18 protein-coding genes are annotated in these 17,342 nt (G+C 54.0%); 7 read left to right on the top strand and 11 right to left on the bottom strand.

The window, feature by feature from the left end:
- Nucleotides 1–37: 37 nt before the first annotated feature.
- The gene (locus Poly41_RS26795) at nucleotides 38–1,333 is read left to right on the top strand and encodes an outer membrane protein assembly factor BamB family protein (RefSeq protein ID WP_146530449.1); all 1,296 of its coding nucleotides are present in this window, start codon (nucleotides 38–40) and stop codon (nucleotides 1,331–1,333) included.
- A 418-nt stretch (nucleotides 1,334–1,751) separates the two neighbouring features.
- Nucleotides 1,752–2,429, top strand: a complete 678-nt coding sequence (locus Poly41_RS26790) for a hypothetical protein (protein WP_146530448.1) — start codon at nucleotides 1,752–1,754, stop codon at nucleotides 2,427–2,429.
- 329 nt (nucleotides 2,430–2,758) lie between these two features.
- Here Poly41_RS26790 and Poly41_RS26785 read toward each other — a convergent pair whose 3' ends face one another.
- A complete protein-coding gene (locus tag Poly41_RS26785; protein WP_146530447.1) occupies nucleotides 2,759–2,989 on the bottom strand; it encodes a hypothetical protein in 231 nt (76 codons plus the stop codon).
- Between the two features lie 107 nt (nucleotides 2,990–3,096).
- On the opposite strand from Poly41_RS26785, the gene Poly41_RS26780 reads away from it, so the two are divergent.
- Complete coding sequence (locus tag Poly41_RS26780; RefSeq protein ID WP_146530446.1) at nucleotides 3,097–5,364, top strand: efflux RND transporter permease subunit; 2,268 nt, start codon at nucleotides 3,097–3,099, stop codon at nucleotides 5,362–5,364.
- Between the two features lie 593 nt (nucleotides 5,365–5,957).
- Here Poly41_RS26780 and Poly41_RS26770 read toward each other — a convergent pair.
- A complete protein-coding gene (locus Poly41_RS26770; RefSeq protein WP_146530445.1) occupies nucleotides 5,958–6,980 on the bottom strand; it encodes a hypothetical protein in 1,023 nt (340 codons plus the stop codon).
- Nucleotides 6,981–7,510: 530 nt separating this feature from the next.
- Between Poly41_RS26770 and Poly41_RS26765 the strand changes: the two genes are divergently transcribed.
- Nucleotides 7,511–7,738: a hypothetical protein gene (locus Poly41_RS26765; protein ID WP_146530444.1), complete on the top strand. Its 228-nt coding sequence runs from the start codon at nucleotides 7,511–7,513 to the stop codon at nucleotides 7,736–7,738.
- A gap of 942 nt (nucleotides 7,739–8,680) precedes the next feature.
- Nucleotides 8,681–8,980 carry a hypothetical protein gene (locus Poly41_RS26755; protein ID WP_146530443.1) on the top strand — a complete coding sequence of 100 codons (300 nt, stop codon included), beginning with the start codon at nucleotides 8,681–8,683 and terminating at the stop codon, nucleotides 8,978–8,980.
- 85 nt (nucleotides 8,981–9,065) lie between these two features.
- Here Poly41_RS26755 and Poly41_RS26750 read toward each other — a convergent pair whose 3' ends face one another.
- The 8 genes from Poly41_RS26750 to Poly41_RS26715 all read right to left on the bottom strand — a co-directional run bounded on the left by Poly41_RS26750 (nucleotide 9,066) and on the right by Poly41_RS26715 (nucleotide 14,799).
- Nucleotides 9,066–9,353 carry a hypothetical protein gene (locus Poly41_RS26750; RefSeq protein WP_146530442.1) on the bottom strand — a complete coding sequence of 96 codons (288 nt, stop codon included), beginning with the start codon at nucleotides 9,351–9,353 and terminating at the stop codon, nucleotides 9,066–9,068.
- 319 nt (nucleotides 9,354–9,672) lie between these two features.
- A complete protein-coding gene (locus tag Poly41_RS26745) occupies nucleotides 9,673–9,882 on the bottom strand; it encodes a hypothetical protein (protein ID WP_146530441.1) in 210 nt (69 codons plus the stop codon).
- Between the two features lie 740 nt (nucleotides 9,883–10,622).
- Nucleotides 10,623–11,324, bottom strand: a complete 702-nt coding sequence (locus Poly41_RS26740; protein ID WP_231615970.1) for a type II secretion system protein — start codon at nucleotides 11,322–11,324, stop codon at nucleotides 10,623–10,625.
- 635 nt (nucleotides 11,325–11,959) lie between these two features.
- A complete protein-coding gene (locus tag Poly41_RS26735; protein WP_146530440.1) occupies nucleotides 11,960–12,169 on the bottom strand; it encodes a hypothetical protein in 210 nt (69 codons plus the stop codon).
- A 176-nt stretch (nucleotides 12,170–12,345) separates the two neighbouring features.
- Entirely contained in the window at nucleotides 12,346–12,504 is a 159-nt protein-coding gene (locus Poly41_RS34410) for a hypothetical protein (RefSeq protein WP_197231664.1), read from the bottom strand.
- A gap of 29 nt (nucleotides 12,505–12,533) precedes the next feature.
- Nucleotides 12,534–12,935, bottom strand: a complete 402-nt coding sequence (locus Poly41_RS26730; RefSeq protein ID WP_197231663.1) for a Gfo/Idh/MocA family oxidoreductase — start codon at nucleotides 12,933–12,935, stop codon at nucleotides 12,534–12,536.
- Nucleotides 12,936–13,035: 100 nt separating this feature from the next.
- Nucleotides 13,036–14,079 (bottom strand): 3-keto-disaccharide hydrolase, encoded by a 1,044-nt coding sequence (locus Poly41_RS26725; protein ID WP_231615969.1) that lies wholly within the window; start codon nucleotides 14,077–14,079, stop codon nucleotides 13,036–13,038.
- Nucleotides 14,080–14,385: 306 nt separating this feature from the next.
- Nucleotides 14,386–14,799, bottom strand: coding sequence for a hypothetical protein (locus tag Poly41_RS26715; protein ID WP_146530437.1), 414 nt, complete (start codon nucleotides 14,797–14,799; stop codon nucleotides 14,386–14,388).
- 409 nt (nucleotides 14,800–15,208) lie between these two features.
- Between Poly41_RS26715 and Poly41_RS26710 the strand changes: the two genes are divergently transcribed.
- Nucleotides 15,209–16,207, top strand: coding sequence for a hypothetical protein (locus tag Poly41_RS26710; protein ID WP_146530436.1), 999 nt, complete (start codon nucleotides 15,209–15,211; stop codon nucleotides 16,205–16,207).
- 31 nt (nucleotides 16,208–16,238) lie between these two features.
- The gene (locus Poly41_RS26705; protein ID WP_146530435.1) at nucleotides 16,239–16,424 is read left to right on the top strand and encodes a hypothetical protein; all 186 of its coding nucleotides are present in this window, start codon (nucleotides 16,239–16,241) and stop codon (nucleotides 16,422–16,424) included.
- Here the strand turns inward: Poly41_RS26705 and Poly41_RS26700 are convergent.
- Nucleotides 16,421–17,002, bottom strand: a complete 582-nt coding sequence (locus tag Poly41_RS26700) for a hypothetical protein (protein ID WP_146530434.1) — start codon at nucleotides 17,000–17,002, stop codon at nucleotides 16,421–16,423. The two genes, Poly41_RS26705 and Poly41_RS26700, sit on opposite strands and share 4 nt — an antisense overlap.
- Nucleotides 17,003–17,342: the final 340 nt, after the last annotated feature.

Genomic DNA, 17,342 nt, shown 5'->3' with positions numbered 1-17,342 from the left:
TCATCAAACGTAGCCACAAAGGAAATCGAGAACTGACATGAACCGCTCGCTGACATTCGCCCTATTGACGCTCTGCCTTTCGCTATTCAACCCATCCAACGCAGCCGATTGGCCTCGGTTTCGCGGAAGCGATGGCGATGGGATGGGTACTGGCTCAGCGATCCCACTCACATGGAGTGAGACGCAAAACATGGCCTGGCGAACACCGTTGCCTGGACCCGGTTCTTCGTCGCCTGTGGTTTGGGGAGACCGTGTTTTTGTCACTTGCTATTCGGGCTACGGAGTCGCTGGCAAAGAAGGCGGTTCGAAAGAACAGCTACAGCGGCATTTGATCTGCGTGAAGCTGTCCGACGGCAAGATTCTTTGGCAAAAGACGGTCCCCGCCGAAATGCCCGAGGATGAAAGCCAGGGCTACATTACCGAACATGGATACGCCAGTAGTTCGCCAGTGACCGACGGAGAACAAGTTTTTGTTTTCTTTGGCAAGACCGGAGTCCTCGCTTTTGACCTGGAAGGGAATGAGCAATGGCGAGTCGATGTAGGGAAGGAATCGAGCAATCGTCGTTGGGGATCCGCCGCCAGTCCTGTGTTGTATAAAAAAATGGTGATTGTGAACGCTTCGGAAGAGAGCCGCGCGATCATCGCACTTGATAAGAAAACGGGCCGCGAAGTTTGGAAAGCGGAAGCCGATACGCTCGAGCTAGCTTACGGAACGCCGCTGCTCGTGGAGTTGCCGGATGCCACAACCGAGTTGGTGATCTCCGTGCCAGGGGAAGTATGGGGGTTGAATCCAGATACGGGCAAACTGAGGTGGTTTGCCGAAACAAACTTGACTGGCAACATTTGCCCGTCGGTCATTGCCAAGGATGGAATCGTCTACACTTTCGGAGGCTACCGTTCAGCAGGAAGCCATGCGATTCGTGCCGGCGGAAAAGACGATGTCACCGACACTCACATGGTATGGTCCAGCCGCGAGAGTTCCTATGTCGCGACTCCACTTTTGCATGAGGAATACCTCTACTGGATCGACGATCGCGGCCAAGCCCATTGTCTTGATGCGAAAACCGGCGAATCCGTCTACCGCGAGCGTGTTCGTGATTTGAGCGGCAGTGGTAGACCCGTCTACGCATCACCCGTATTGGTTGGTGACCGATTGTATGTGGTCAGCCGTTACGACGGCACATTCGTTCTACCGGCAAAACCATCCTTCGAGATCCTGTCTACCAATCGCTTCGAATCGGATGAAAGCGACAGCAGCGGAACCCCCGCGATCACCGGCGATCGGATGGTGCTCCGGTCAGGCCGCTATTTGTATTGTGTTTCAGATAATTAGTGGCGGATTCTGAACGTCGCAGCAACAAGTCTTTTGTAGGGCTGGATGACGTGACCTCGCGAGCACTTGCTTGCGGCAAACTCGCGTAGCCCAGCGGGACAGCGCCACTTTGTGGACGATTGACCGTAATTTTCCGAGTCGATCTCGGACTGAGCGTCAAGTCGCTAGCCGCCGGTATTTCATGGTCCTAACCGGCGGCTAGAGCATTTCCATAAAACACGTAGGTCCGGTTCCCACCGGACTGCCTCGATTCGGCCGGTAGGAACCGGCCCTACATCCCATGTCAATTTTTGAAAGGCTCTAGCGTCTTGCCGCTCATAAAGTGGCGCTGTCCAGCTAGACGACGCCGCCTTGTGAAAAATATCAGCAACGAACCGTTCGGTGCTCAAAACCCGTTTTTTCCTCGAAGGAGTTTAACATGAAGCGAACCTTGTTTGTAGCAACCTTGCTGTTGGTCGGTACGACAACCCTCGTCGCCCTTGCACAACCGCCCGGTGGTCGTGGAGCTGGCGGTCGTGGCCCTGGCGACGGACCCGGCGCCGGTGGACCGAGAGATTCTGGTGGCCGTGGCCCAGGAGGTGGAGGTCCCGAACTCGGTTCGAGACCCAATCCGATCCTGGAGGCACTGGATGCGAACGGCGACCATGAAATTTCAGCGGAAGAAATTGCAGGCGCTTCTGCGGCGCTCAAGAAACTTGACAAGAATAGCGATGGCAAGCTGACACGTGAAGAAATGCATCCCGAACTGGATGGCGATCGCTCAGGTCCTCCACGCGAAGGCAACCGTGCCGGCGAACGTGAGATGCGTCCCGGTGGTCGGCCCGAGGGAACGGAGGGTCCGCGAATGCGACGCGATGAGGGTGCTCGCGGCCCAGGAGGACCTGGTGGGCCCCCAAATCCCGAGCAGTTCGTTGAACATGCCATGCAGTTTGATGCCGATCAAGACGGCAAGTTGAGTAAAGTCGAGCTGCTGAAGTTCGCAACGGAGTTTGCAAAACATCAGCCACCGGGCGATCGCCCCAACGACAGTCGTGCCGATGACAGCCGAACGGATGACAGTCGACCCTCGCGTTCAAGGCGTCCTGCTGCTGAGTAAGAAGCAGCCAAGGCGAGGCGGCGGTCGATGTCGCCTTCGGTCGGTCCCAAGGTTGGATGTCATCAAGGTTCAATGGTCAAACCAAGCTGATGGATGTCCACGGTGCGAGATCTCAGCGAAGTGACCCCAAAGCGGGCGACCCGGCGCAATTTCCTCGCGGGCGCGGTCCGCGAGGGGATGTGATTGCGATTTACGATAGGGTTCGCCCCGCACGTGGGGGAAACGTGGCGCTGTCCAGCTAGGGTCGCGCCGCGGCGAAGTCGCAGAGCGCACCCTAGGTCACCGACTCAGGAGTTCGCCGCTTTTTTTCCTTCACCGAGAGAGACAACCTACGACTGGTGGAACAAATCCAAACACCGATCTTCATGCTCATCGAAAACTTCCAACCGATCCCATTTGCTCTTCAACTCATAGGCCTTCGAGCGATCCTCTGTGCCTTGCTGAAACAGCAATTCGATTCGCCGCTCGTCTTGCTGGGACAAAACTTGATCCTGCTCTGGCGTCAGAATGCTGAATAACGAAAGAACCCAGAAACAGCGGTACTGCAGTAAAAGTTGCACCTTTTGATCAGATTCGTGTCGGCGCGCAAACCTTGTCGTCGCAATGGATTGGTGCTAGTTTGACCAATCTTGGCCTTACAAAGCGTCTGTTTCAATAAGGGTGCAGCATGATTCCATTCATAGCGTGGCAACTTGTCACGCGATGGCGAATCGTCGCATCGGTTGTCATCTTGATCACGGCTGTCGCTGGGATGGGCATGGCGAAACTGTCGTTCGACGTTTCACCCAATGCAATCTTCTCGTCCGACAACCGCGTGTCTCGAGAATTGGACGAGTTGTATCGTGACTTTGGTCATGACGACAACGACGTGGTTGTGATTCTCGAGGCCGAAAATCTGTTCACCGTCGAGCATTTGCAGCAAATTCGACAACTTCGAAACGACCTCGCCGAAATCGACGGCATCAGTCAGGCTGCCAGCGTTTTTGACCTGCGCCGGCGAGGCTCTGTCTTCGCACCCCTTATCCCTCCGTACATGCTGCCCAATGCTGACCTGGATCAGCTACGAAGGAGTGTGATGCGACATCCGATTGCGGCAAATCAACTGGTATCGGACGATGGTCGCATGATGATGCTCTGGCTTCACGTCGAGGGAGATTCGTTGCCGCTCTCAAAAGTGATCGGCGTGGTGGATCCGGTTCGCAATTGCACAAAGCAGTTTGAGAAATCGACGGGAATCGATGTGTTACTGGCGGGGCATTTGACGGTTCGGGCCGAGACGTTGGTGACGTTGCAGCAATCGATGACGAAGGGCAGCTTGCTATCAACGCTCATTGCGGCCGCAGTTGCTTTCTTGCTGTTTCGTGGCTTGGTTCCAATCGTCCTTTGCTGCGTTGGTCCGGTTATCGGTGTCTGCTGGACGCTAGGAATGATGGGATGGACAGGTCAGCAGATTGGTGGGTTGGGCACCGTTTTGCCAACCTTGGTCATCGTGATCGGGGTCGCCAACTCGGTGCATCTACTGTTGGAGACGAATCGCCAGTTGCATCGCGGGCGATGCCCAACGAGCGCGACGTTTCAAGCACTCGTGCGAGTCGGCCCCGCCTGTCTATTAACATCATTGACCACAGTGATTGGCTTTGGATCACTTGTCTTGTCGGAAACCTACAGCGTGAAGCAGTTTGGATGTTGCGCCGCGTTAGGATCGGCTCTTGCCCTATTGGCAGTGGTCTTTTTACTCCCAGTATTGATGCAATTCGTGAACTCGGCTGAACTTGAGCGACATCATTCAACGACGGTTCACCACTTTTCCGTGTGGATGAATCGCTTGGCCGATTTTCCAATCCGACATGCTTGGTTGATTGCGATTCCAAGTATTGCCGTTTGCCTGTTGCTACTATGGCCAGCGTTTCAACAACGACCTGACATTATCTGGACCGAAACGCTCGCCAACGACTCGGATGCAACGGTTGCCATGGCACACGCAGACCAATCCATGGGTGGTGCCTTGCGTGCATACGTGGTGGTTGGTTGGCCTCAGGATGCCAGCTTTGCAGATTCGGAAACAATCGCGGTCACCAAGGAAGTTCATCAAGCGATCGCGCAAACCGAAGGGCTTCGGGGCGAATTTTCGGTTTTAAATCTTCTCGCTTCCTTGCCCGGCAAGAGTATCGAATCACGATATCGATTGTTCCAGCGACAACCCCCGTCTCAGCAGCATCGACTCGTAAGCGAATCAAGTCGTCGATTGGTCGTGAGTACATTGGTGCCCAATGATGGCGCCGCAGCGCTGGGTGACCGTATCGTTCGCTTGGAATCGTCTCTTGCACAGATTGCTCGGAAATATCCTGGTTATTCGCTTCATGTCTCAGGTACGGTGGTCGCAGCTGCTCGAAACATGCGTGCTTTCATTGGCGATTTAGGGAAAAGTCTCGCTGCCGCAGGGATTTTCATTTTCTTTATCTTGGCTTTCGCCTTTCGTTCTCTGCGAATCGGGTTGATCACCACCGTTCCCAATGCCTTTCCATTGCTGGTAACGGCGGCGGGCTTGGTGCTGTTGGGCTACCCACTTCAAATCACATCGGCACTGACCTTTTCGCTATGTTTGGGGTTGGCGGTCGACGATACCATTCACGTGATCACTCGATTCGAGCAATTTCAAAAACAGCCGGGAATCGAATGTGAGCAGGCCGTTCGTGAGACGGTTGCTCATGTTGGCCCAGCGTTGGTGATCACCACGGGGATTCTGATCAGTGGTTTTGCTGCGATGCTCGTCAGCCCAATGCCTGGAATCCAAATGTTCTCCGTTCTGAGTTGCCTCATCATGGCAACCGCATTTCTCGGGGATATGATCGTCTTGCCCGCGCTCTTAGTGTTGTTTGCCAAACGCTCCCCATCACTCGACACCGTACGTGCCGACCAAACACCAACGAAGTGAACAAGATGATCTCTGGAACTGGGATCGAGTGTTGCACTCCAGCGGACAAAGAGGGGAACTCGAATACCGCCCTCGTAGACCTGATACTTGGTCCCACGTAGATTCTGAGTGCAGAAAGAAAGGATGCGATTGGTGACGACGTACGAAATCGATGGCGCGTTCCGTGAGGTCGTCCGTCAGGTACTTGTCTTTGACTGGCAGAGTTTCCCCTTGAACATCAAGTGTGTAATCGAAGTAGGACAGCACCCGCGAGCCATCAAAGCCCTGGAACTCATCAAAGCCTCGTGCAAGTGGGTGAAAGCCTTTCCCGCGTCCGATATGCCATTTGCCAACGAGGCCCGTCGGCCTCAGCCTTGCAAGATTCTTACCATCCGACGGACTTCCAAGTCCGTCAAAAGTCGCGTCGGACAAGAATGTCCGTCGTACGAATGCAAATTGGCTTCTGCCGTTCCTCCAACTTGAAAGCGCCACTTTGAAGCGGGAACGTTGCAAATACAAGCTCGAAGCGCAAGCGAGTGGGTTTTGATGTAAGCGATTCACTCGCTTGCGCTTCGAGCTTGTATGAAGATGAAAGTGGCGCTGTCATCGGCCCATCACTCGAGTCCCTTTCGAATCAGTCTCAATTTGCTGGCCGGATTGGGAACAATCACCTGATAAGCCCCTCCCGATAGATTCCGTCCCATGGGGGCAGTCTTTGTTATGAGTACTTCGACATTACCAACGACTTCGTATATTCTGAACTTCTTTTCGTCGAACTTCGGGATTGCCAAGTTACCCGCGCTCGTACCGGGAATCGTAAAAAAGTTTGTCTGATATTGGTCGGTGTATTGGATCAACCTTAGCTTTTTGTCACTATTCCCGTATATGGATTTGATGGCTGAGCTTGAGTTCAGTCTCTTTACAAGCACGGTATCCGAGAAGTCGATTCCCTTGATGTAGTCGTTCATGACGGACTGCTTCAACCCGCCCTCAAACTGACGAATCTGATCACCATTTCGAATGAAGAAACCGATCACGTCATCCAACTTCCTTAACACTCCATCCGGTTTCTGGCTCCAGCCCAAGACCTTCATGTAGTACGAACGATTCTTAACAAGCTGACCAAGTTTGGAAACCTGACCTTTCGCTCCCTTGGCGATAACCGCCATGAACGCAGTAACGCCAACGACTGCAATGAAGTTGGCCAAGTGGGCTGCCGCGCGATCCAGATCAGCCGACGTTTTGGCTGACGAGGTGATCCTGACACAGTCGTAGAGATCACGCGCGGCCGAGAAAACTTGCCAGCCCACGAGGATGGCGCCAACGACCAACAAGATGATGTCCACAATAAAACCGACACCAAAGTAGTGCGAGGCGGCCCACGCCGCGAGCACGCCAGCCGTTATTGCAATGTTCGTCGGCGTGAGGATTGCAACGAACTCTTCCCGAATCTCCCCAGGAAGCTTTGCAGCCGTCAAATACAACACCCTTTCAAACCGATCTTCCAGGGACATTCGCTCGATGTTCGTGACGCGCCCAATCGGACCCGGCAAAGGACTCTGCGTCCGCACGAGCGTCCCGTCATCTATCATGCAAATGCCAGCGTTTCGAATCGGTCCCGGAATTCTACTGCTCATGCTTTCTCCTTCAAATGCGGCTTAGGCAGAACTCATTCCCTCGCCCCAACGACGGCGTGGGTCATCCGTCACGCGCGGTTGACCTTCCATTATACCGCGTCTAACTGGCAAGAAACTATCCAAGATTGTCGGATCAGCGAAGTAAAGCACCAATGACGCAAAGAGTCGCGTGCAGATTGGTGACATTTGTCCCCGATTCAATGCGGTGATCATTATCGTGGAGGGCAAGTAAAAGCCAATTAATTGCCGCTTGCGAAGCGCAGCCACTCAAAAGCAGAACCGATCTCACCATCCCAGTCATCGCGTTCAAGTGAATCCGTCATGGGTCGGCAATCGCGTCACCGTGATCTCCGAATCATGGCGTGGTCTTCCAGGTGCAGTGTGGGAGGGCAACCCTTTAACCTTGTGTCAACGCATCGACAAGGCGATCAAACTCGCCATCGTCCGTGAACAATGCCGAGGATAGCGGGGTTCGTTTTCGTGGCCCGGAGAGATGCATCTGTTTTACGAAGCCCAAGTCGGTTGTGCGAATGAATGAAGACCAGCTTGCTAGGTTGAGACGCAAAGCAGAGGCAGGCAACACCGACGCAGCATACCGGATAGGGATGTATATTGCATGGTTCCCCAAAACAGCAATCGAGAACTACGGGTTTCGTGAATTGGATGATATTTATTGGCTACGAAAAGCAGCGGATCAAGGGCACGAAGAAGCATTGCAATACCTGGATGTATTAGAAAATGGTGGAGAACCGGGGTGAAACTGCGAGCGCGTCGGGCGAACTCTAACTGGCCAGCGCCACTTTGGAGCAGATTGGGTCAAGGAACTCGGCCAAGGCTATTCATCGATCGTCGTCGATGACAACCGTGCTTACACGCAATATCAATCGCTCGCCGGACATTTCCTGCTGTGTGTCGACGCCGACTCGGGTGAAACGTTGTGGCAACACCGCTATGATTGGCCGTTCGGTCCTGTTAGAACGACGTCATCAACGTCAAACGAGGCCGGGTCGACTGGCTCGGCGAACCACACTCGTACATAATCCATGTCATTGATCGATGATGTGGCCGAAGGTGAAGATCTGACGATTTGTGGTCCAGGTGCAATCTCAGTGGAACTCGCAATGGCTTGTGCAGACTCTTGTTGGGTTGAGGGCGCAATCAACTCAGAACCATCGCGGCCCAATATCGAATTTGCTGACAACAGTCGTCGGTCTTCGAGTGATTCGACCAGAGCACGCCGAGTGTGCAGTCGCCGATTCGAATGGATCGATTTCAGAGCGGTCCGTTTGCGGCGTTGTTGTTTCGATTATAGGAATTTGGTGAACATGATGGACTACCTTTATTAAACAGGAACTTTTGTTTTGTAGGTTGTCCGTTTGCGTCACCGAATTTCGGCCTATAATGCAAACGGCCATGTTTCCATCGGCACGCAACAACGAGCCGCATGGGGGATGTCTTGCCCGGCGAGGGTTATGATTGTCGTCGTGGACCTCGCCGGGCGTTTTCTGTATCTCGGGACCTTAAGGTTCTTTCATAGGTAAAACCCCTTCAGGGTTTGGGGTGTTGTGGGTTGGCAGACCCAGGGTGCGCTCTGCGGCTTCGCCGCGTCGCGACCCTGGGCTCCGGAATGAAACGCCGTTGGCGTAAGGAGTCACGAGTGTCATTTCCGCGACACAGTTGAGTCCCGCCGTCCAGCGTCGATGCAAAGCCACGCTCCGTACTGCGACGCGGTTGAATTCCGTGTTGCCGCATCGATGCGATGCCGCATGCATGACAGCGACACGATTCGATTCCGTATTGCCGCATCGATACGAAGAGGTGTTCGTTACCGCAAAGCGATTCGATTCCGTATTGCCGCATCGATACGAAGAGGTGTTCGTTACCGCAAAGCGGTTCGATTCCATAGCCCAGGGTCGACGCGCAGCGCCGCACCCTGGGTTCCGGTCACGATCAACGTGTCCGTACGCCGTAGGTGTTCTACAAAGACAGCCAAGCCATAGGACATTACGATGGGGCATTGATGGGGTCATTTGTAAAACCCCTTCAGGGTTTGCGATGGGACGCGTGCGGTAACCCAGGGTGCGCTCAGCGGCTTCGCCGCGTCGCGATCCCGGGCTCCGGAATGAAACGCCGTTGGCGTAAGGAGTCACGAGTGTCATTTCCACGACACAGTTGAGTCCCGCCATCCAGCGTCGATGCAAAGCCGCGTTCCGTACTGCGACGCGGTTCGATTCCGTATTGCCGCATCGATGCGATGCCGCATGCATGACAGCGACACGATTCGATTCCGTATTGCCGCATCGATACGAAGAGGTGTTCGTTACCGCAAAGCGGTTCGATTCCATAGCCCAGGGTCGACGCGCAGCGGCGCACCCTGGGTTCCGGTCACGATCAACGTGTCCGTACGCCGTAGGTGTTCTACAAAGACATCCACGCCTACGGACATTACGATGGAGCCTCGATGGGTTCGTTTGTAAAACCCCTTCAGGGTTTGCGATGGGACGCGTGCGGTAACCCAGGGTGCGCTCTGCGGCTTCGCCGCTCTCGCGATCCCGGGCTCTGGAATCCAGCGAGCTTGCCGTGTCGACTTAAGGTGTCTCCTCCGCTGCATTCTCTTGTGATTCATTGACAGTTACCTCATCGCGTGGCTTGCTGCTATCCAGCAAACGCTCTGCCTCGGCACGGACAATTCCTAGTTCCAAGTGAGATTCGAATGCGTATTTCGCGTGTTTTCCGGCTGGTACCCCAACACATTCTGGTCGGACCACGCATTTGCTCGACCAAGGAAATCGTGAGCTGCGAGATGGTTTCCCAGTTTGTAGCGAATCATTGCGAGATAGCACCAATACTCCGCTGCGTCCAAGTCTTGGGTACTTTCCCTGTAAGCAAGCGTTTCTTCCATTGAGTGAAGAGCCTCCTCCAGCCGACCTGCTCGGTAGTAGACTGCGCTGAGGCATTCCAAGCACTTTTGATTTTGGGGAAGCTGATCAACCAACCTGTTGGTCAACGACAGCAGTACCGAGTTATCTGGCAATCGTTTACGGCAAGCAACCGGTCGTGGCGATGATGCACGAGGCAGCCGCATCGTACCATGGCGAAAACTTGTACCCCAGCGACGAACGGCCTAACGCTGACCCGCATCTCCGATGGCGTGGGAGGGGGCCCGAAGCAATCCGGGCCCTATCACGATTGTGCTGGTTCGCTGTCACCGCTGAGCCTTCGGCATGCCCTCAAGACCAGAATCCCCGCAATGACTGTGGTCAGTGAAGGCAACGTAGAAGCAACAAAATACAGGAGGAACCGCTTCGTTGTGAATAGCAGATCGCGGCGACTGGCCCTTTCGAGAGAGCAGAAGCAGGCAACGATGCAGCCCGCAGTTGCCAGAGTGAGTGAGTAATCAGCAGCACCGAAGAGGCCATGCCATTGAGGGTACGCTGAAAGGTTTCACGTTCGCTCAAGAAAGAGGTAATAGGAAGAGACGACAGCGACGGAAGCAGTCAGGACAAATAGGGTTCGGAGTGGAAAACGCATTGTCGAGCTAGGTGTCCAGGGAACGGCCCGCGTCACCGGGGACCGCGAGTTGACTGTCCATTTGTGAAACCGAACCAACGGGCCTCCGCGTGCACGTGATGGTGATCTGATCTAGCGCGGCGGCAACCCGGCCCCAGCTTGAGTAAAATCATAGCCCGATCTCGCCCAGCCTTCAATTACTTTCGCTTCGATCACCTCAATGTGGCCATCACGAAACAAGTAGTTTGCCGTATCCCCTATGTGACGACTGTGGGCAATATAGGAATCGACGATTGGGAGAAGAAGTCCAGCGTCAATGTTCGTTTGTGTGAACCAAGTATCGGGATTCATGTCTGGGGGAGAGTTCGGGTTCTCGACGAGTGGAGCGCCATTGTGTTCGAAGAAATCTATCGTTGAATGCGTGGAGTTGCGGACCAATGGATCGTTGTATGCCGTAAGGTTCCGGAAGAAACCGAGCGCGTCGGGTGAATCCGGGCAGAAGTTCGCCCGAGATCCGACGAACTTTGCGTTGCTAAAGTGGAGTTGCCTCAAATTGCTCGCGCATTCAGTTCTGCGTGCAGTGGCTCGAGCGGACTGCACCGCTGGCAGAAGTAAGGCCATGCTGATTGAAATGATGGTGAAGACGACCAGTAGTTCAATCACCGTAACGCCGCGATAAGACTTATTACGGATCATAAGTTGCGAGTGGATTTCAGTGGGGTAACAATAGCCGTCACCTGGGACGAACGAATGATCTTCCATTGGTAAAGCCGCGCAAGCCGTCCTCGGGTGCACGGCCTGGTTCTGGCTTTCTTTCATGCTCGTGCTCAGCATCGCGGTGCTCGTGCTCGTAATCGATCGCCACTGCATAGTCTACCGATGACTCGGCGATTGCGTCAAATCTCAACGCCATCCGAGTCAACATGGCTAGGACCCCGTCCGGTCAAAATACTCAGCGACGTCAAAATGCTATAAAACGCTGGTTTTCAAGCGACGGCCCTTCTTTTATCTCAGGCGACAACACTCGTTCCTCAGGGCAGCCCCGTTCTTCGCAATCGTTAACACCGGACCTGCAGCAACGCTAGCCCGACTTCCCCAGTTGCGGGCATTTAGAACGTGATTTGCGGGGTCAGTGGTCCAATTCTGTCACTAAATCGGTTTTGTGTATTCTAAATGCCGACTCCGAGGCATTGAGTTGTACGTGAGCTTTCCAGAGTTCCTCGTCGCTCCAGTCAAGCACGTTCGTGCGAAGCAGATAGCATCCTGCGCTCAAGGTTGCCCAGTCGTCGTTTATCTTGTTCTTACTATATCGCAGTTGCGCAGCGCCGTTGTCGGAGGCTTCAACGGTCACGTCAAACAAGCGAGCCGCTCGAGTGATTTGACCCAGAAGGCGGCCTACCTCGCGTTCGACCTATTGCACATCACGACGTTGTTTCCTGCATCGATCTGCCATCGACTTTCGACGCTGCTCAAATCTTCGCTTCGCTACGACGAATGATCGCTTCGTCTTTCTTGAGCCGATCCTGACTACGGCAAAGAATGAACATCTCGCGATCATTCTGAGTTGAAGCGGGCGGAGATTCTTCACCGATTTGCATCGCGTCACTATCGCATTGTCCTGGGACTTGGCATAGTTTGACTTCAATTCCATCGCGGATCGTTCGCCAGTCATTTTTCACAAGCGCGGAAGCAACACTCTTCGTGAAGACTCTCTAAGCATCGCGGGATTAATAACGAAGGTAGTGGACGAGGCCACGAGTCCTGCAACCCGGGACTCGTGGCCTCGTCCACTACCAAAGTCGTCACTTGTTGTTCACGCGATGCTTAGCGATGACTTGGATGCTGCTATCCGTGTTCATAAACCAAGTTCCTCTCCAGCGTACTTCAAACTCGCCAATACGTTTGCGGATTCGAGATCAAGTTGCTGCCGGTCCGTCAAGTCGCTGACCTGCGGAGCCTGTGTCGGGTATCCTGCCGCCATGCTTGTGAGATACTTCTCGTCACGTACCGTCATGCACCACAGATCAATCTCGCCCGGATATTTCAGATTCGCAGCAAGGACATCGATATTGTCGAAGCAATGATATTGATCTTGGTATGCCAGTGGTCTGGCGTGGCGTTGCCGACGACTTCAATGTCGTCTCTTTCCAGCAGCTTTCGGTAATCCTGATAAACATCTGGGCGTACGCCGATTTTCGCTTCGATCGTCGCTGCGGCCCGCTCGGCCTCAGGCAGATCAACGTCACAGATTGCGACCAGATTGGCGCTACGTCCAAACTGATGCCAAGCCATCGAAGTACCTCGCCCGCCCGCACCAATAACGGCAGCGATGGGGCGATCGTTTTGGGCACTCTGTGCCGTGGCGGAAGATGGAAAGAAGGAGGGAACGGATAACGATGCGGCGGTTGCACCGATCCATTGTCGCCGGTTCAGAAGGTTGGTCATTTTTGGCTCCATGACGTTGGACAGGCTTCCAGCCTGTCATGGGGGTAGTGATGACAGGTTGGAAGCCTGTCTCACGTCAGGAATCGCGTGAAATATCGCCCTACGGGTGCTTTTCGTGCCAACTCAAAATTCTTGCTTCCGACTCAAGGGCTTCCGGTGGAATTTTGGTTGGCTTGATGGGTGAGGTATCGAGTAATTCACTTTCGGGAATTTCACGAAGTTTGATGTTGCGAAACCAAACGGGATGGCCGTGATTTTGAAGCACGAGGGGTGCCCCGCGGTCGGTCAAATCCGTCCCGCCCCCGCGTCGCAACAGCTCCACGTTGGCTGCCCATTTCGGATCGCTGTAGTTGAAGTCAATCACCTTCTGACCATTGAGCCAGTGTTGGATCACCGTATCCTTGTAGATCATCCGCGATGAATTCCAAAGACCGACCGGTTTCGTTGCGTCGTGCGAAGGCGCCATGCAGAAATACAACGAGGCGGCACTGGTTCTTGGATTCTTACCGTCACCATTTCCGGCATTGTCCAAAATCTGGTATTCGTACAGCCCCGGTCGGCAGGTGACACCGCTGTTGCTTCCTTCGGCGACTTTCCAATCGAAACGGAGTTCAAAGTTGTCCGGAATCCTCTTCGTCCGATAGACAAGGCCGCCGCCTTGGGTCGCGAACGCGAAGGCATTATTCTCGACCTTCCAGCTACCGGGGTTTTTCCATCCGTCGAAGTTGACTCCATTGAATAGCCGTTCAAATCCAAGTTCGGCTTCTTCAGGCGTCAGCGTGTTAGGAGGCATATGATTTCTAGCGGGTGTTTGAATCCACTGCTCCCACCGGCCCACCAAACCACGCAACACCTCGGGGTTCTCCGCAGCGACATCGTTCCTCTCCGTGCGGTGGCCCTGCATGTCATACAGTTCCCAAATCTCGATTGGGATCTGTACACGGTACCGCGAGTCTTTGGAAAGCCCCTCGCGAGCAACCGCCTTCCATTTCTCGGTCCGAACGGCTCGATTCCCATTCATCTCGAAAAACAACGTATCACGCGGCAAATTGTCCTTGGCGAAGGTGGGAAGCAAACTGAGTCCGTCGAGCGATTCCGTGGCCGTAGCAGCCGATGTCGGAGAAACCGAGATCGTCGGCGACAATCAATACGATATTCGGCCGCCGCGATTTCGGCTCTGCCGCATTGCCAGAGGAGATCGCCATCAGCAACAGGATTATTGCTGCAATTGCAAGTATGGCAGAACCGCTGAGGAACGCAAATCGTCGCTGATGGGTGCCCTAGCTTATCCAATGCATGCCATTGTTTAGGCGTTCAGCGCGTGGCAACTTACTCATCTTCTTTTCTTTGTCAGTGTTCATTAGCGTTCATCGGCGGTTTCACTCCACCGTCCGATGCCCTTCTGGTCACACAGTCGGCGGTTTCACTCCACCGTCCGATGCCCTTCTGGTCACACAGATCGCAACCGAATCTCACCCTGGACAGCCTGCCCCAGCGGAACCGGTTTCCGCTTCGGATCAAAATATCCCGACATAAATGTCTCCGACGGGCCGTTATCAACTTCCGCGATCAACCATTGAATCGAATCGCCGTCAACATAGCATCGGCTGTGCTGGTCACCGTCCGATACCAGCTCGATGCCCACGCCGTGGTTGTCGGTTAAACGAGCTGAGTGGACGTTATGCTTGGTGCTGCGGAAGTCGGCTGGCACCGGTGGCCAATCAAGCGACATCGGTTTGTCCATCAATTTGTTTTCGGCCGCATCACTGGGGGGCTCCTGATCTGACATTGCCACAGCAAACTCATCCCAGCTATCTGGCTCGGCCGCGGTGTTCGAAGTCACAACGGCAACGACTAGAGTCACCGAACAGAGAATTTTCAAGAATGGCAACTGGTCGGCGTCCATTTCTCAGAGGGGCAGGCAACAGGGGCGGGGGGCTCTATAGGACGAAACGTACGAGATAAGGTTTGTTTACCATGGAATTTGGACGCTTTGCAGCAATTGTTAACGGGTAGCTTTCAAGCTATTCGTACGTATCTAATAAACCCCCGCCTTAATCGCCCAGAAAGATGCAAACTCGAAAGGATGCCATGATGGTATCACCACCACCAAAAAGAATTGTACTTGTCCTGCAGGTTGCCATTTCGGTCGTCAGCGTTGGAGCCAATCGATTGTGTGCTGACGTGCCTGCTCAGATCGGTGGCGGTAACATTGAGATCAACCTGGACAAAGCAGAAGCAAAATTCAGACGCTCCAGACGGTGAGGGCGGGGATGTGCCGAATCCCTATTTCGCCAGAGCACTACGGCTTGGAGACCGGAGAGCCGAAACCCGAACAACTCGACAATGTCATCCTGATGGCCCATCGCTACAGTATCGAGCCGATCTTTTTGTTCGAGTACTACACACGATGGCACACAGCATTGGGCGGACGCGATCGTTGGGAAGTGATCGGCAGCGCGTTCGCCAAACGATTTGGGCCGAACAGTCCATGGCTTCGTTCGCAAGGAATCCAAGACTGGGGCGTGCGATTCTACAGTGCGATCAACGAACCGACTTGGAAATCGAACAACCCGAATCCGATTCCCGCCGCGGATTATGCTGCAGCGCTCGAAGGATTGGCCGACGGTATTCATTCGGTTGATCCAAAAATGATGGTTAGCCCAGGCGGTTGGATTGAAGGATCCCTTCGTCATGGCGAGCACGTTTACTCGAAAGCCGCCGCACCGCTTTTCAACAATGGCAAGCTGCACGCAATTTGCATTCATCGCTACTGGGACGTCGAGTATATCCCCATGAAGGACCGTTACGATTGGTCGCTGCAGAGCCAATTCGAAGAAGTCAAAAAAAGGGCCGGGATCACGGCCAATGTTGCGTTCTGCACGGATGAGATGAACGTGAAGAAGCGTGAGATCACCGAAAACGAGGCGGCGAGAGATTTGCTGACCGCCCTATGGGACGCGCTCGGCGTGGTTGGAAACGATGGCGAGCGAGTGACCGCGTTTGTCATGCCGTGGAACCTTTTTAACCTCACGACCAAGGATGAGCACTACGGTTTGTGTAAACAACTTGATCCCTGGACGCCGACTGCGCGCGGCAAGGTGTTACAGCTTGTTTGCGAGCTTACCGAAGGAATGAGTTTTGTCCATCGTGATCCAAAACAGCGGGGCATGCTCGTCCTAGAAGGCAGCAATAAGAAGTTGTGGGTGTGGCAGAACCGCATGGCGTGGACCGAGTGGCGGTGGACTGATCACTTATTGGCGAGCAAATGATAAACCCGGTGAAGCACCTGAGTTTGAAAGAATGAAACTACAGGCATTGAATCTCCAGTTCGAAGAGCCCGTGTTAGTCGATTTGCTCACCGGACGTGCCTACCAAATGCCGCGGGATACATGGAGGCCTACCGGGCAAGGAACCCTGTTTGAAAACCTGCCTGTCTATGATTCACCGCTGATTGTTGCCGCTCATAAAGTGGCGCTGTCCAGCTAGAGAAACGAAGATGTCGACCGCAGATACCGTTGTTTCGTGCGCCGACGGTTTCTTAACGTTTCGTCTGTGACGAGCGACTCCAGAGCGCGGGTGAAGACGCGTGACGACATTCGCATGGTCAATAGCACTGCGACGAAGCAGAGCAACATGATGACAGGCAGACCCCTCCATAGAAAGATCATGATGCTGCGGGCCGATTCTTTGGTGCCGCCTTGAGAAATATGATGCTGAGTGAATTTGTGTTCCACGTTGTTAGGGAACGAACGAAGGTCTTTTTCCCACTTGCTGAGATCCCAGTCGGCTTGCTTTACCGCACTGTGAATGATCTCAGTCTTGACAACGCTGTCCAACACGATCAGCCCGAAGCCAACCACGATCGCAAGAATAGCAGCGGTGAAGAGTAACTCACCGTAAAATCGCGATACGGAACCGAGTTCTTTGGTGACATACCGCAGACGAAATCGGCCTTTGGAGCACTTGCAGTTCTCGAGGATCAGTGCTCGCACATCCGATGGCATCGCAACAATTGCCAGGATGATCATCAAGGCGAAACAGCAACCATAAAGTGCCCAGATCATTACTCTGCTCCGATGAAAGCTTGTCCCGTGCTTCAGCGAAATTTGCACGCGTCTCACATTGTAAGGGCGCCCGGTCACGCATTCAACTGGCTGGTTCACCCACGGTGTCCAACGAGATCACGCAAGGCCTTGCCAAGCTATCAGTTGCAGCAAATCCCTGGACGGCTAGAATGGATGCGGTGCGAGGCGCAGCGGTCGGTGAATCCTTTCTCACTTCTTCCGCATTTGTTTCAGATCACAATTACCTGCTGCTACGATCCGGGGCGTGTGACTTCGCAAATCAAAGTCTGGACGGATTAGCAAGTTTCACCCGACACCCAGATCAATGACAATCGACCGT

The organism is Novipirellula artificiosorum, assembly GCF_007860135.1.
GTDB lineage: Bacteria > Planctomycetota > Planctomycetia > Pirellulales > Pirellulaceae > Novipirellula_A > Novipirellula_A artificiosorum.
This window is presented reverse-complemented; position numbering and strand designations above follow the sequence as displayed.